Raw genomic sequence first — 15,678 nt, forward strand, 5'->3', positions numbered from 1 at the left:
TCTCCCCTTTACTTAATCGTTTGATTTAATCCATACCAAATGACGTCAACTCTGGCTGATTTTGCGGCAATATCTTGATAGGCCCATCCTGTTACATCCCGCCACAGTCTATTTTCTACTTCCAATGGCACAATTCCTTTTGTAATATCTGTCCCAATCACAATTAATTGGCGATGTTCGCTTGTTCGTTCCCAAGTTAGCCAATTCTCTATACAATCATTCCAAATCTCCCGACACTTGTCGGCATCATATGTCACAGTTAAATCTTTCAACCATATTTCTACTCCCTCAAGGATCATCACATCCTTGCCAAAATCAATTAAATTTATCGGGAGAGAATGGTTATCATATGCTGAGACCCAATGTTTATTCTTGTAAACAGTGTAGGAATTCTTTACCCAAGCCCGTTTGCCGTTAAAGGCACCTCCAATAATAAAGTGCACCGCGTCCCCCTCCTTAAAGAATCTTTTTCAAATATGAGTTCGAACCCCTGATCATGATTAACCTGCCACTCCCAAAATTCTTTTTGGTGTGGGGCAAATTTTGATAAAAGATATCTGATGACTCCCCCATGAGTAATTACTGCTGCGTTCTGCAAACTTGAATCGAGAATCTCTCCAATCATCCTAGCCCAGCCAGCATCTACTCTCTTAGTGAACTCATCAAATGATTCTCCGTCAGGCGGACAATGCAAAACAGGATCTTCCAGCCATTGACGGTAGAGACTATTTTCTTTCAAGTCTTCATACGTTTTCCCTTCCCATTTGCCGAAATTCATTTCTCGTAATTCTTTTAATAAATAGGGGCTAGAGTTTGGAAATAATATTTCTGCTGTATCAGTACATCTTTGCAAATCACTAGAAAAATAGCGCTGATAGCTATTTGTTACGAAAATAATTTTTGATTCCGGACATACTGGCGAATCATTCCACCCTAGATAGGCTTTCCGTCTATTTTCTTCTGTTACACCATGACGAAATAATGCAATAACCACACGGTCATCCACAGGATTAGCTCAGTCCCTTCAACAGCTGCACCTAAGACATCCCCCGTTATACCGCCAAACCATTGCACAGCTTTCCGACGAAAAAGGAATAAACAGCATGCTGCAGCCAAAATCAATAAACCTATTAAGAAGAATTTTTTTATGAATAAATTAACAAGAACTAGAACACCAATTAAATAAATAGGATATAGCCATAATGCCTGCGGTTTCGCCGCTTTCTGGAATAACTTGCCCAGCCCCTCATCCTTGGCTGACTTTACCGTTAACAACAGAACACCCATGACAGTTTTACTTAAAAAAGGAATAACTGCAATCATAAAAAATAGTACGTTTTCGACCTTTGCTGTACTCTCATACATAAATAGAAACCGACAGCTTAATAAAAAAAGAATGGAGAGAACACCAAAGGCGCCCGTTCTTGGATCCTTCATAATTTCCAGCCTTTTCCCTTGATCTTGATAGGAAAAATAAGCGTCACTTGCATCCATCCAGCCATCTAGATGAATTCCTCCGGTCAGGAGAATCGTTACCAGCCAAAGCAAGAATGCACAAGCAAGATGTGAAAACGGAGTAAATTCAAGACACAGATAAAATACCGCTGAATAAATGATCCCTTGTATTAATCCAACGAGTGGGAAGGCTTGGACTGCCTTTTTAAGATGGTCTTTATCCATAGGTAACTCGAGTGTTATAGGGATTGCTGTAAAGAATTGAATATTAATCAAGAAACCTTTCAAGAACTTCATGTTTTTGAACCCCATTGATTGATAATCTTTTTAATCAGATCCCATTTTAGATGACTTTTCATTTCGGCAGCGATAGAATCAAATCGTTTGTCCTTATAGTCGCTAATTGAACGGATTGCTTCAGCAGGGAGTCCTTTCCTTGTCCGAATCATGTTTAACCAGTGATTTCTCCACTCATCATTATGAAATAAATGGTGAAGGTACGTTCCGATGATTTGACCGTCATTTGCGAAATAGCCTTCTTCTTCCCCGTTTGATAATGTTAAAAACGGACAGACTTCTTTAGAAAATATAGTCTTTCCTAAATGGATTTCATACCCTACGATTGGCTGGTGAATTGGTAATTCTAACCCCTTGTGATACATGGCACTGACTCGATTTGTTTCCTTTTCTTTATAAAAAGTGGTAGCAGCAGGAATCACTCCTAACCCCTTCACCATGTAGTTCGTTATCCCAGTGTCGGAACCAACTTCATCGATCAAATATCCGCCAAGGATTTGATACCCACCGCAAATCCCAACAATATAACCGCCATTTGCTACGTAGGTTTGGACTAAGATATCTAACTGTTTATCTCTTAAATTTTTCAAGTCGCTTATCGTACTTTTCGTACCCGGAAGGATAACGGCATCTGGCTGTCCAAACTCACTCGCATGATTGACCAAACGTAGCGAAACATCTTTTTCAAATAAAAACGGTTCCAGATCACTGTAATTTGAAATAAACGGCAGGTTGATGACTGCAATATCAATTGTCCCTTCATTCCGATTAGAAAATTGACTGCGAATCGATAATGAGTCCTCACCATCAATCATATGATTTTCCACAAACGGCAATACTCCTAATACAGGTACACCCGTTTTCTCTTCCAGCCACTGAACTCCGTCCTCAAATAGGGTAATATCACCGCGGAATTTATTGATAATCACACCGACAACTCGTTGCCTTTCGTAAGGCTCCAATAGTTCAAGTGTGCCAACAATACTAGCAAATACTCCGCCGCGGTCAATATCGGCTACCAGTACAACTGGTACCTCCGCCAATTCGGCGACCTTCATATTGACCAACTCGCGGTCCTTTAAATTGATTTCAACCGGGCTGCCTGCTCCCTCAATCACCACTACATCATATTCATCGGCAAGCTGATGAATTGATTTCTTTATTACCTCTAACCCCTTCTCATAAAAATGATCCCGATACCCACGTCCCGAAAGGGTTTCGATTGCTTTTCCTAGATAAACAATTTCTGCGTGTTGATCTGAACGTGGCTTTAATAGAATTGGGTTCATCCAAACGGTTGGCTCCACTCTAGCAGCTTCCGCCTGAATCCCTTGTGCTCTGCCAATTTCTTTACCGTCTTGTGTCACGTACGAGTTGTTGGACATGTTTTGAGATTTAAATGGGGCGACCTTTACTCCCTCATTGGCAAGTATTCGGCACATCGCCGTTACGATTAGACTTTTTCCCACATCTGAAGCCGTACCCTGAATCATGATTCCTTTCATTGCATTACTCCCTTCATTACAATAGGAATCCCTGCCTCCACTAAATACACTAACTCAGCTTCCTTGACTAAATATTGATGGATTTGGCCCAGCAAGCGGCCATAGGTAAAAACCAGTTCATTGCCAATTAACGGCTCATTTAATACTTCATTACTTACGACAATTATTGTCCGAGCACGATTTTTTATCGAAGTAATTCCTGTAATCACATTTTCTTTGACCTTTTCTAAAAAACGTTCATCCCATGCTTGCTCAGAAGAAAACAATTCATTATTTAATAGAGTTGTGACACAATCCAACAAAACAATATCCTTATCATGAAAGTCATCTGCAATTTTCCCAATTTGAACAGACTGTTCATACGTTTTCCACCGGTAATTCGCTGAATCTCGATCGCGTTGGTGTTTTTCAATTCGTGCCTTCATTTCTGAGTCAGAAGGAACGCCGGTTGCCAGATAGTTAAGTTGGCAGCCTGTCTTACGAGCGATCTCTACTGCTTTCCTCTCAGCAAAGCTGCTCTTCCCACTTCTTACTCCGCCTGTTATGAAGATTAATGATGATGACGCCATTTCGCCAACACTTCCATTAGTTGATTATTTTCTTGATTACTTTTTATGGCAAACCGAAGCCATCTTCCCTCTAAACCAGGAAAATTAAAGGTATGCCTTGGAATGATGCCATGATGAAGAAGGAACTCAAACAACGCAAACTGATCTTTCAAATGCGGATCCTTCAATAAATAGAAATTCACGTTGGAAGTCGAAACCACAAATTCTTCCTGTGTAAAAAAGTCAAACAGCCTTTTCCGCTCTTGACTAATATATGCCTGTGTCTCTTTAATAAAAAATTCATTTTCCAAACAAAGTTCCCCTGCTAATAAAGCAATGGTATTGGTACTCCAATGTGATTGTAACTGGCAAAGGCTTGAAACAATAGCTGGCTGAGCGATTAAATATCCCAAGCGTATTCCTGGAATTGCAAACATCTTTGTCAGCGACCGAATAATAATTAAATTTGAAAACTTGTTTATGTATGGAACCAATGATTCATATTCTATTAAAAAATCAAAAAATGCTTCATCCAAGATGACAAGGCAATCCCGCTTTTCACATTCCTCTAAAAGCGAAATAATCGTTGACGTCGGATAGTGAATACCTGTTGGGTTATTTGGATTACACAAAAACACCGCATCTGCATCCATCAGACTCGAGTGAAAATCGACTGGATTCAATTCAAAGTTCGGCTCCACAAGTTGATGGTGGACAATTTCACATTTGTTTGCCCGACATGCTTGTTCATACTCCGAAAATGTGGGTTCCACGATGAGTACTTTTTTGCCGGCAAGCATACGGGCAAGCAGCGTAATAAGCTCTGCTCCTCCATTTCCAATCAGGATTGTATCGATCGGGGTCTGCTCCGATTTCGCAATCCTTTCCTTTAGCTGTGTTGCATAAGGGTCTGGATAAACGTTAATTTCTTGAAAAAAACCCGGCCATTTTTCTTTCAAAGCAGATGGCGGGCCAATAGGGTTAATATTTGCGCTAAAATCAATAAACTGCAACGGGAGTGCAAGACCCATTGCCTCATATAAATATTGAGGATTCGAGCCATGTGACGGCCAATTCAAGGACCATTCCCCCTATCCATAAAAATAGTAAAAATAAAAAGACCGTTTTACTTAGAATGTGATTGGCTTTGATGATATGTTCCGCTTGGATCGTCTGAATGGGATCACCCATTTTTGCCCGTTTCGATATCATGCCTTTATAATAATTGATTCCGCCAAGCTGTATCCCTAAAATAGCTGCAACAGCCGCTTCCCCCCAGCCACTGTTTGGGCTCGGATGCTTTTTCGCATCACGGAATAAAATCGTCCAAGCTTTTCTATAAGGCATCCTTACGGGGCGTTTTCCTATCAGCATGATGATTCCTGTTAATCGACTTGGAACCCAATTCATCACATCATCCCATTTTGCAGACGCCCAGCCAAACTCTTTATATCTATCGTTCAAGTGGCCCACCATCGAATCACATGTATTGGCTGCGCGATAAACCATCGCCAGCGGGGCTCCGCCAATCAGTGCCCAAAACAAGGGGGCCGTCACCCCATCACTAGTATTTTCAGCCACAGTCTCAATCGTGCCGCGAGCGATTTCACTCTCATCCAAGGAATCTGTATCACGGCCAACAATATAGGATAGTTTTTTCCTTGCTTCAGGAAGGTCCCCTTCTATTAAGGGACGATAGACTTCAAGAGAAGCCACCTTTAAGCTTTTTTGAGCAATGGAAGTAGAAATAATCAAGCTTTCCACTAAAACTCCAACGAAAGGATGAATCCTATATCCTATTATTACTAAAACCAAAACGATGAAAAAAACAAAGAGTAATATAAAAAGGAGCATTGCCACCCCTTTCCATCGTTTTGATTTGCCATTATTCCAACGTTTTTCAAGAAATGTTATCATCGTGCCAATCCATCTTACAGGATGGGGCCAATCGGGTGGATCCCCAATAAACAGGTCAATAATATAGGCAACTGTGATTGAGATTAAATGATAGACGATCATTTGCGTTTCCTTTTGCTGGATTTTTGAATCGCTTCGATCGTGCACTGATAAATTGCCTTGCTAATAAGCTTGCCTAACGGGGTAATGGTTCCCGCAAATTCTAATACTTCACCCGTTTGAGTAGCAGCAATTAAGATACTATCTGTCGATGTACCAGTGGCGATCGTTCCGGTGACTTCATCGATTATCTTTAGATCATTCAATGCTTTGACCTTCGCTTCAGTTGCGGTCATGATACTTTGAATAAAAGCCTCCTCTGTCAGCTCGCCGCTCACAAAAATCCAGGTATTGATTGTTCCAGGTGTCATTTCAAATGAATGCTGTTCACTTCTCGAGGCATCAATCGCATTTCCTACTCCTGCTGTCACAACAGCAAATATCGAGAAGTTATTATGTTCAAACCGCTTGTAAACTACATCTTCGAGGACAACCGCGGTCATCATGCCAACAGTTTCCGACGGTTCAAACCCGTTTGATTTTAAAAATGAAGCCATTTCTGAGCGATGGTCACTACAGCTGTAACCCTTGTGAACATGGCGGTTCACAAATGTTTGGTGCCATCCCGTTCCCGAACCAATCACCCCAGATGACATCGTCCTTAATGGCATGGGGGATGTTAACTCGATTAATTCTTCTGAGATATGTAACATCGCCACATCTATGTCAAAATCGACAACTTCGTTTTTCACTTTTGGCAGTAAGACCATTTGCGGTGCAGCGACTTTAGGATGAGGATGTTTTTGAATGTCTGTATGATACACATCTCTTATTCGTTCTTCCCGAAGCACCTCATTAGGAATATGATCGATATTAATTCTTCCATTTTCGAGAAGGAGCAGTCGATCACAATAAAGCCCTGCAAGATTTAAATCGTGAAAAATGGAGATGACTGTTAATTCATTTTCTGACGTCCATTGTTTTAAAAAATCTAACAATTCCTTTTGATACGACAAATCCAAATGGTTCGTAGGTTCATCTAACAATAATATTTCAGGCTCTTGGGCTAGAGCTTGGGCGAGAAATACTCGTTGTTTTTCACCGCCTGATAACTCCTGAATATTTTTATTTTGGAATCTGGAAACACCAATTTGCTTCATTACTCGCTGGACAACCTCTTCATCCGCTTTACTCCAGGATTGAAATAACCCCTTTTGATGTGCATAACGGCCAAGCGAAACGGTTTCTTTTACGGTATACGAGAAAGATTGTGATGAATGTTGTGAAAGAACGGCAATCATTTGGGCAAGCTGTTTTGGTCTGTATTCCTGCAGCCGTTTCCGATTGATGATAATCTCACCTTTTTGAATTGGTAAAATTCCACTAAGCATTTTCAAAAGGGTTGTCTTTCCACTTCCATTTGGCCCCAATATCCCGAATAATTCTCCCTTTTTCACATCAAAAGAAATGTCTTGCAGAACCGCTTCACTCGAGTATCCACCGGAAACCTGTTGAACACTAAGCATTCTCTAACCACTTCTTTCCATCCTTTTTCTTTGGAGCAGGATTATTGCAAATACCGGTGCACCAATTAAAGCAGTGATAACACCAATGGGTAATTCTGTAGGAGATATGATTGTTCTTGAAATTAGATCAGCTAAGATTAAAAAACCGCTTCCAGTTATGATCGATAAAGGAAGGAGATGCCGGTGATCGGGCCCCCATAATAATCTTGATAAATGAGGAATCACAAGCCCGACAAAACCAATGGTGCCTGACACCGCAACCGCCGCTCCTGTTAAAATAGAGCCAGCTGTTAATATAATTAGCTTTCTTTTTTGAACATTGACCCCTAAATGCTGTGCCCGCTCTTCCCCAAACGACATGGCGTTTAGTTCTTTTGAATTAAAAATCAGCAGGCATGAGCCAATGATAAAAAATGGCAAAATGATCTTTATGTACTCCCATCCTCTCATCGAAACGCTTCCTAATAGCCAGCCTATAATTTGCCGGAGCTCATCCCCGGTCAGCGCAATCATCAGCGAAATTATTGCCCCTAAGAACGAGCTAAAAATTATCCCTGTTAAAATAATCGTTTCCACTCTCATGGAGCGCTCTATTTTACTGGCGAAAGCGAGGACTAAAAAGATGGTTAAAAAGGAAAAAAGAATACTAAGCAATGGTAGTGTGAAGGAACCGATAAAAGGGATCGATAGATGGAAAAACAGAGTCAAAACTGCACCCACAGACGCCCCTGAAGATACACCTAATGTATAGGGATCGGCTAACGGGTTTCTGAGCAGTCCTTGAAAGGCTGCCCCTGCAATTGCAAGAGAAGCCCCGACAAGGCCTGATAATATCACTCTGGGTAAGCGAATGTTTAGAACTATACTCGAATACATAGGGTCAATTGTCTCCAATGGAATAACCCCAAATAATTTAGCGCTGATAATCTTAATAATGGCTAACATTGGAACCGAAACTGTTCCTATTGAAATACCTAATAAAATAGCTAGGAATAGGAAAATTCCAGCTATTATATAGGCTGTATACTTGTTATTTAAAAATTTCAGGATAGACAGCCTTTGCAAGATCTTCTACTCCTTCAACGATCCTAGGGCCTGACCGAGTTACTCGATCAGAATCTACATCGACTACTTTCTTATTTTTTACAGCGTTGACTGTTTCCCAGCCCTTTCTGCTTAAAACTTGTTCTGCCGGATTTTTCACATAGTACCCATATGTTGTGACGATAACATCAGGATTTCGTTTAATCATCGCCTCTTGATCAATTTTAATCCAGCCTTCTTGATCATTTGCAATGTTTTCAGCATTAATCGAACTTAGCATTTGATCCATAAAGGTATTCTTTCCAGGTGTATAAATTTCTGGAGCCGGTGAAACCTCAACTAATACCTTTTTCTTTTCTTTTATTTCCCCAGCCTTTGCTTTAATTTCGGCCAATTTATCCTTCATCCCTGTAATCATTTCATCGGCTTTCGCTGTTTCACCGGTAGCTTTCCCAATCATATCAATGGAATCATAAACTTGGTCAAAATTTTGCGCATCATTAACAACCAAAACGGTAATTCCGGCATCTTTAAGCTGCTGAAGCCCTGCTTCAGAATTATGAGCGGACGATTCATGTGCTAGCACTAAATCTGGTTTTAAGGAAATGATTTTTTCTAAGTTTATTTCCTGTCCGCCGATTTTTTCTTTTTTCGTCGCTGCTTCCGGATAATTATCGAAATCAGACACGCCCACCACTTCTTTGTCAAGTCCTAATGAAAATGCAATTTCTGTATTACTTGGAATTAGTGAAACGATCTTTTCAGGTTTCTTTTCGATAATAACTTTAGTTTTGGTAGCATCTGTAAGTGTAACAGGATATGTTATTTCCGCTGTTTTCTTCTCAACGCTGGATTTATTCTCTTCCTTCACTTGGTCTTTCTTTTCAACACAACCTGCTAAAACTCCTACTGTTAATAATACTACTAACAGCAATGAATACAACTTCTTCATTTTTCTCCCTGCTTTCTATGTAATAAAAGTATGTGACAAAAAATAAATCCACCTTGTGCCAAACAATATAGCTTGGATATTAACAATAAAAAACATCTCCACTGTGATATGGAGATGTTGGTATGAGTAGATTCAGGTTACTAGCAAAAAGTAAAAAGAGTCTAGACTTCAACACCGTCCCATCCTCGTAGGTTTATTGGCGCACAAGAATTAGGCAGGTTTCCTGGCTCATGATCATCGCTTCCTATGCCTTCCCATCATATTCGACAGTGACACAATATAGGTTGCTCTCATTTACAGTGGCGGGACCGCGTTGGCTTACACCAAACTTCCCTTTTAAGCTGAAAATCTTTCGAAAAGATTTTAGCACCTAATTTTTAAAAATATTTTTTGTTAAATTCATTATAGAAAAGTTGCTATGAATTGTACATGTTTTTTTGCTATAAGATTATAGTTCAATCGTTCTGCACAAATTGGCCATTTCAATTGCAGCCGAAGCGGCATCCCATCCCTTGTTACCCGCCTTTGTCCCAGCACGCTCAATTGCCTGTTCAATAGAATCCGTGGTTAACACTCCAAAAATAACCGGAATACCACTACTTAAATTGATTGCAGAAACACCTTTTGCCACTTCATTACAAACAAAGTCAAAATGTGGAGTAGAGCCGCGAATGACTGTGCCAAGCGTGATAACTGCATCATATTTTTTACTATTAGCCATTTTTTGGGCGATTAATGAAATCTCAAATGCACCTGGTACCCAGGCAATATCCACGTCTGTCTCGCTGACGCCATGTCTTTTGAGAGCATCCTGTGCACCGCCTAATAATTTACTTGTAATAAATTCATTAAAACGTCCAACCACGATTCCAACTTTTAATCCTGAGCCAACTAAATTTCCTTCAAAAATATTACCCATGAATATTCCTCCTAAATTTGATTTTAAACTTCCCGCTTAACTAAGTTTTCCTTGTTGTTTCGGTATTCTACTAAGTCTTTTATCGTAATCATTTTAACGTTTAGCTTATCAGCAATTTTGCGCAGTTGGGGGACACGGGCCATCGTTCCGTCGTCATTCATGATTTCACAAATGACACCAGCAGGTTTGGCACCGCATAAAATTGCAAGGTCTACAGCTGCTTCTGTATGCCCCGTTCTGCTCAAGACTCCGCCTTTTTTAGCAATTAGCGGAAACATATGCCCTGGTCTTAAAAAATCAGATGCTTTTGATTCCGGGTCGACCATACTCAACACCGTTGCTGAACGTTCAAATGCAGAAATGCCAGTGGTAGAAAATTTATGGTCAATGCTTACGGTAAAAGCTGTTCGATTTGGATCCGTGTTTTTGGAAACCATTGGATGTAAGTCGAGCTTTTGAGCTAATGCCTCGTCAATGGGAACACAGATTAGACCTCTTCCGTGAGTGGCCATAAGATTTATAACCTCCGGCGTTGCTTTTTCAGCAAGAGAAATAAAGTCCCCTTCATTTTCCCTGTTCTCATCATCGCAGGCAATAACAACCTTTCCTACTTTTAAATCAGCAAGAGCTTCGTCAATCGTATTAAACACGCCACATCTCTCCTTTCAAAATTACAAACCAATTAAAACTAGACTTTTCCAACCATCATTTAATTAAAGCCATTGTCTGCTAAAAATTGTGCAGTTATCCCTGTCTTACGCTTTTCCACTGTATCACTTGAAAGGTTTTTGATAAAATGACCAACGTATTTACCAATCATATCGCATTCTAGATTAACGATATCCCCTGACCCTTTTAATCCCAAAATCGTTTCCGATAATGTATGAGGGATGATCGATATTGTAAAACTATTTTCTGTTACCGCAAAAACAGTCAAACTTGTCCCATCTACCGTGATAGATCCTCTTAAGATGACATATTTTAATATGTTCTGCTCCGCTTCAATCTCATAGTAAACCGCATTTTCGAAAGACTGTTTACTTTTAATTATGCCAGTTCCATCGATATGTCCAGAGACGAAATGACCGCCAAACCTTCCACCTGCTGCCATCGCCCGCTCAAGATTTACTTTGGAACCCCGCTTAACCATATTTAAACTTGAAGCTTTGACCGTTTCGGGCATAACATCTACCGTGAATAACTTTCCCGTAAAGGATGTCACCGTTAGACAAACCCCGTTGACCGCAATACTATCGCCAAGGTGAACATCATTTAGTATTTTCTTTGCTTCAATGGCTAACACAAACGACTCACCTGTCCGCTGGATGTTCGCGACTACTCCAATTTCTTCAATAATTCCAGTAAACATAATTTCCTTCTCCTTACTATGGTTCCACTTAAATTCTTACGCTAAAATGAAAAAGAACCTGAAGACAATAAGTCCTCAGGGTCCTGTAAAAGACAATAGAAAATAAAGGGTTAAAAATAGGTACACTACACCCTACCCTTAATCCTGTCTTTTCCTTCTCCCATCCAGACTTTAACTGTCGGCTCTGGAGTTTCACCAGATCCACCGTTTAACAATAATATGTTAACCGGGTCACGGACTAAGAAGCAACGCTTCATCACCGCCGGTTAGGAATTTCACCTGACCCCGAAGGAAATATACAATTCTTAAATTAATGATAGTATACTCTATTGTAACAGTAAAGGGAAACGCACTAAAAAGTATTTTCATACTAAAATTATTTGATTATTATTTCACATAAAATCCATTAGCTAAGGTGATTGCTTCTTCCCTTAGCTTGCTTCCATTGAAAGAATTAGTTTACTCTTTATAAGTCTTTACTGGTAAATAAATATCAAAGTGAAGCTCCCCAGAAGCATACAGATGTTTATGCTCTTCTTTATATACTTCAATGCTTAATGCATTGTGATCCTGTTCATAGCCATATTCTTTCATCAAAGCATATATTTGTTGATATGTATTTTGGACTTCCTCTTGCGGTCCTTTATGAGTAGCAAAAACATAATTTTTACTTGGAATCGTAAATCCAACCATACCATCGGGAATTTCGTCAATTTTTTCTACGGGCGTTGTTACATAATAGGTGAACTCTGTTTCCCGGCTATGAAAAGGTGCAATCAAGACAGGTTCTTTCGTTTGATAGGATACTTCTTCTAGTCGATTAACCATTTCTTGAAAAAGACGTGGAAGTGTACTGATTTGTGAGTAAGTTCCATTCCATGAAATCCCAACAACTTTCATTTCTTCTTTTTCTATTACCTGGATACTCATGCTAATCCCCCTTTTGAATCATCATATTAATATAATTCTAATCTTAGCCCTATAAATCCTGCATATATATTTCGACCAAATCAGTAAATTTATTTCAAAAAATGCAAAAAGCACCCTAAAATAGGTTAGTGGAGGACGATTCATTTTAGAATACTTTGTGGTATCTTAAAAACATTCCACAGGAAAGTAGCAAAGATAGCAGAAAGAATCCAAGCTAAAAGCGGCTTTTTATAATGAACATCTAAAACAATAAACATGACGAAACTAAAAAAAGCTGACCAGCCTAAATTCCAGCCATTTTTATGCACTATTCCACCTAATTTCAAATCAGTGAATTCATTAATCGTATAGAGAAGTGTCCAGAATAGGATAAACACTAGTTTCTTCCATGCTGCCTTGGGCATATTACCAAGGAACATGCTAATAGTTGCAGGATACTTAATTAACATAATCAAAAAAGCAATATGGGTGTGCTTAGCCCAGCTTTTATCACTTCTTACAGGTACATATTCCCACATACTATGCTTATAAAATAAAAATTGATAAACCAAATCACCTACCATTAAAAAGAGAAAGGTTGGATAATAAGATTTCCAATTTTTCCAATCGCCCCATTTTATTGCTGAAAAAATAAATATCGCACCATACATCAAGTTAAGATTCACGAGCAGGCTCCTTATCACTTATTGTTATTATTTTTTCCAATTAATTGGTATTTATAACACGATAAGGAATAACCGTAATCCTCTGAATTCACTACATGAAAAAAGACCGCTCAACTAAATGAACGGCCTTTACTAGTTTAATAGTTACTTTACCTCTTGAGGAATAGCTAGATTCAACCCTTTAGCTACTTTCTCACCATATTCTGGGTCTGCTTTGTAGAAATGTTGAATTTGACGAAGCTTTATGTCATCCCTCTCAACTGGCTTCATTGCGCCTACAACTGTTTCAATTAAGCGGGCCCGCTCGTCTGCTGACATTAAGCGATATAAATCACCGGCTTGTGTGTAGTGGTCATTTTGATCATAGGCTACTTGTTCAGCAAGTCCATTAACCTGGAAGGCAGTTTGTTTATTTTCAGGTTCTTCCTTTGGTCCTCCAAAACTGTTTGGCTCATAGTAAACCGAACCACCACCATTATGATCGGAACGCATCGCCCCATCACGTTGATAGTTATTTACTTCTACCTTTGGACGATTAATTGGAAGCAAATTATGATTCGGTCCTACACGATAGCGGTGGGCATCCGAATAAGCAAATAGTCGGCCTTGAAGCATTTTATCCGGCGAAGCCTCAACACCAGGGACCATTGTTCCAGGAGAGAATGTGGCCTGCTCGACTTCTGCAAAATAGTTTTCTGGATTACGGTTGAGCACCATGCGTCCAACCTCGATTAATGGGTAGTCCTTATGTGACCATACCTTTGTGACATCAAACGGATCGAAGCGATACGTTTCAGCATCTTCAAAAGGCATGATTTGAACATGGAGTCTCCATGCTGGGAAGTCACCCTTGTCAATTGCATGAAATAAGTCTTCCGTATGGTAATCAGGATTATCACCAGCTAACTTACCAGCAAGCTCTGGTGCCATATTCTTAACACCTTGCTCGGATTTAAAGTGATATTTGACCCAAACTGCCGCTCCATCCGCATTAACCCATTTAAAGGTATGGCTGCCATAGCCATTCATGTGTCTAAGTGTTGCTGGAAGTCCTCGGTCACCCATTAAATAAGTAACTTGGTGTAAGGATTCAGGTGACAGTGACCAGAAGTCCCAAACTGCAGTTGGATTTTTCAAATGGGTTTTTGGATCTCTTTTTTGAGTATGAATGAAATCAGGAAATTTAATCGCATCGCGAATGAAGAAGACTGGCGTGTTGTTCCCTACTAAATCATAGTTTCCTTCTTCCGTATAAAACTTAACAGCAAAGCCACGCGGATCGCGAACTGTATCAGCTGAACCAAGTTCACCTGCAACAGTTGAGAAGCGAATAAACATAGGTGTACGTTTTCCAACGCTATTAAACAATTTTGCTTTTGTATATTTTGACATGTCATTTGTCACTTCGAAATAGCCATGTGCTCCGGCACCTTTGGCGTGGACAACACGCTCAGGAACTCTCTCACGGTTAAAGTGAGCCAATTTCTCTAGTAAATGTACATCTTGAATCAATGTTGGTCCACGTGATCCAGCCGTCATAGAATTTTGATTATCACCGACTGGTGCTCCATTTCCTGTAGTTAAGTGTTTGTTACCATTACCCATTTGATCACCTCGTAAACTATTTTTTAAAGCTTAAACAAATTATAATATAAATCTTATTAAAATCAATACTAAATTATAATTATTATAAATTAGTATTGATTATCAACAGGATAACATGTACCCACTATTACATAGGTATTAAAAATAAAGGACGTTATTCCAAAAATGAGAAATAACGTCCAAAAAATTTTTATTTTAATGTTAGTAAGCCCTTAGTTGTGATTAAAATTGTCCGCGGACGTCACTCATGTTCATTCTACCATATTTTAGTATGATTGTTTATAAGAATATTTTAAAGAATATGAACATTTTAAGGCAAGTTAAAGAATTAATGGTTAAATTTTAATTTGGACGAAAATAGCTTATAATGTAGTTAACACTATAATAGGAGGATTTTTTATGAGTGATATAAACCAAACCAATCCACAGGAAGAACCTAAGAAGAAAATAAGTCTGCAGGAAGCGATGAAACAACAGCTGGAAAATAAGAAAAACAAATCAGCCGCTGGGAATTCAAGCTCGAATAGCTCACAGGCAACTAAAAAGCTGCAAAGCCAGCAGACTAAAAAAGTAAGTAATTCACGGAGAAAAATGGGTGTCTAGTGGTCAAAATAGAGTAGACATTGTCCCAGGGACTTTAGTCAAAATAGTCCTAAAAGCAGATCAAAGAAGCGGGAAACTCACTGAGGGGACTGTTAAGGATATATTGACCAAGTCAAGTTTTCACCCTCATGGAATTAAAGTACGGCTAACGGATGGTCAAGTTGGCAGAGTCAAGGAAATCAATCGTTAAACCAACCCTCTACATTTATGTAGAGGGTTTTTTGTAAATGGGACGCTCATTCATTGTTCACACAGAACGGTTTTTCCAATAAAAAACAGACCCAAATGCTTGGGCCTGTTTTAT

At 39.4% G+C, this 15,678-nt stretch carries 17 protein-coding genes, 1 pseudogene and 2 riboswitches; of the genes and pseudogenes, 2 read left to right on the forward strand and 16 right to left on the reverse strand.

Translation table 11 applies throughout. The features are described 5' to 3' along the window. Positions 1-8: 8 nt before the first annotated feature. The 16 genes and pseudogenes from AB7942_RS17700 to katA all read right to left on the reverse strand — a co-directional run bounded on the left by AB7942_RS17700 (position 9) and on the right by katA (position 14,771). Entirely contained in the window at positions 9-443 is a 435-nt protein-coding gene (locus AB7942_RS17700) for a bifunctional adenosylcobinamide kinase/adenosylcobinamide-phosphate guanylyltransferase (protein ID WP_369447893.1), read from the reverse strand. Continuing rightward, complete coding sequence (locus AB7942_RS17705; protein ID WP_369447894.1) at positions 395-994, reverse strand: histidine phosphatase family protein; 600 nt, start codon at positions 992-994, stop codon at positions 395-397. The genes AB7942_RS17700 and AB7942_RS17705 overlap by 49 nt, the downstream gene beginning before the upstream one ends. Beyond that, a complete protein-coding gene (gene cobS / locus AB7942_RS17710; protein WP_369447895.1) occupies positions 964-1,752 on the reverse strand; it encodes an adenosylcobinamide-GDP ribazoletransferase in 789 nt (262 codons plus the stop codon). The genes AB7942_RS17705 and cobS overlap by 31 nt, the downstream gene beginning before the upstream one ends. After that, positions 1,749-3,257: a cobyric acid synthase gene (locus tag AB7942_RS17715; RefSeq protein ID WP_369447896.1), complete on the reverse strand. Its 1,509-nt coding sequence runs from the start codon at positions 3,255-3,257 to the stop codon at positions 1,749-1,751. The genes cobS and AB7942_RS17715 overlap by 4 nt, the downstream gene beginning before the upstream one ends. After that, positions 3,254-3,826, reverse strand: coding sequence for a bifunctional adenosylcobinamide kinase/adenosylcobinamide-phosphate guanylyltransferase (locus tag AB7942_RS17720; RefSeq protein WP_335439179.1), 573 nt, complete (start codon positions 3,824-3,826; stop codon positions 3,254-3,256). The genes AB7942_RS17715 and AB7942_RS17720 overlap by 4 nt, the downstream gene beginning before the upstream one ends. Continuing rightward, on the reverse strand, positions 3,808-4,884 hold the full coding sequence (cobD, locus tag AB7942_RS17725) for a threonine-phosphate decarboxylase CobD (protein WP_369447897.1): 1,077 nt from the start codon (positions 4,882-4,884) through the stop codon (positions 3,808-3,810). The genes AB7942_RS17720 and cobD overlap by 19 nt, the downstream gene beginning before the upstream one ends. Next, positions 4,841-5,824, reverse strand: coding sequence for an adenosylcobinamide-phosphate synthase CbiB (gene cbiB / locus AB7942_RS17730; RefSeq protein ID WP_369447898.1), 984 nt, complete (start codon positions 5,822-5,824; stop codon positions 4,841-4,843). Before cbiB ends, cobD begins: the two co-directional genes overlap by 44 nt. Further along, positions 5,821-7,287, reverse strand: a complete 1,467-nt coding sequence (locus tag AB7942_RS17735) for a heme ABC transporter ATP-binding protein (RefSeq protein WP_369447899.1) — start codon at positions 7,285-7,287, stop codon at positions 5,821-5,823. Before AB7942_RS17735 ends, cbiB begins: the two co-directional genes overlap by 4 nt. A gap of 3 nt (positions 7,288-7,290) precedes the next feature. After that, positions 7,291-8,352 carry a FecCD family ABC transporter permease gene (locus tag AB7942_RS17740; protein ID WP_369447900.1) on the reverse strand — a complete coding sequence of 354 codons (1,062 nt, stop codon included), beginning with the start codon at positions 8,350-8,352 and terminating at the stop codon, positions 7,291-7,293. Continuing rightward, positions 8,318-9,283, reverse strand: a complete 966-nt coding sequence (locus tag AB7942_RS17745; RefSeq protein WP_369447901.1) for an ABC transporter substrate-binding protein — start codon at positions 9,281-9,283, stop codon at positions 8,318-8,320. Before AB7942_RS17745 ends, AB7942_RS17740 begins: the two co-directional genes overlap by 35 nt. A gap of 196 nt (positions 9,284-9,479) precedes the next feature. Further along, a riboswitch (cobalamin riboswitch) is annotated at positions 9,480-9,672 on the reverse strand. Positions 9,673-9,731: 59 nt separating this feature from the next. Next, complete coding sequence (ribH, locus tag AB7942_RS17750) at positions 9,732-10,202, reverse strand: 6,7-dimethyl-8-ribityllumazine synthase (protein ID WP_214716906.1); 471 nt, start codon at positions 10,200-10,202, stop codon at positions 9,732-9,734. A 26-nt stretch (positions 10,203-10,228) separates the two neighbouring features. Further along, positions 10,229-10,852: pseudogene (ribB, locus tag AB7942_RS17755) on the reverse strand (3,4-dihydroxy-2-butanone-4-phosphate synthase); the annotation flags it as partial. A gap of 59 nt (positions 10,853-10,911) precedes the next feature. Then, positions 10,912-11,571, reverse strand: a complete 660-nt coding sequence (ribE, locus tag AB7942_RS17760) for a riboflavin synthase (protein WP_369447902.1) — start codon at positions 11,569-11,571, stop codon at positions 10,912-10,914. A gap of 148 nt (positions 11,572-11,719) precedes the next feature. Beyond that, positions 11,720-11,868, reverse strand: a riboswitch (FMN riboswitch). A gap of 162 nt (positions 11,869-12,030) precedes the next feature. Beyond that, positions 12,031-12,501, reverse strand: coding sequence for a GyrI-like domain-containing protein (locus AB7942_RS17765; protein ID WP_088086851.1), 471 nt, complete (start codon positions 12,499-12,501; stop codon positions 12,031-12,033). A 140-nt stretch (positions 12,502-12,641) separates the two neighbouring features. Next, positions 12,642-13,166, reverse strand: coding sequence for a CBO0543 family protein (locus tag AB7942_RS17770; RefSeq protein ID WP_369447903.1), 525 nt, complete (start codon positions 13,164-13,166; stop codon positions 12,642-12,644). A 144-nt stretch (positions 13,167-13,310) separates the two neighbouring features. Then, the gene (katA, locus tag AB7942_RS17775; RefSeq protein ID WP_369447904.1) at positions 13,311-14,771 is read right to left on the reverse strand and encodes a catalase KatA; all 1,461 of its coding nucleotides are present in this window, start codon (positions 14,769-14,771) and stop codon (positions 13,311-13,313) included. A gap of 399 nt (positions 14,772-15,170) precedes the next feature. Here katA and AB7942_RS17780 point away from each other — a divergent pair, with 399 nt between their 5' ends. After that, a complete protein-coding gene (locus tag AB7942_RS17780; protein WP_369447905.1) occupies positions 15,171-15,374 on the forward strand; it encodes a hypothetical protein in 204 nt (67 codons plus the stop codon). After that, positions 15,367-15,564, forward strand: a complete 198-nt coding sequence (locus tag AB7942_RS17785; RefSeq protein ID WP_088086847.1) for a YwbE family protein — start codon at positions 15,367-15,369, stop codon at positions 15,562-15,564. Before AB7942_RS17780 ends, AB7942_RS17785 begins: the two co-directional genes overlap by 8 nt. The last annotated feature ends 114 nt before the right edge of the window (positions 15,565-15,678 follow it).

The organism is Neobacillus sp. BF23-41 (genome assembly GCF_041106275.1).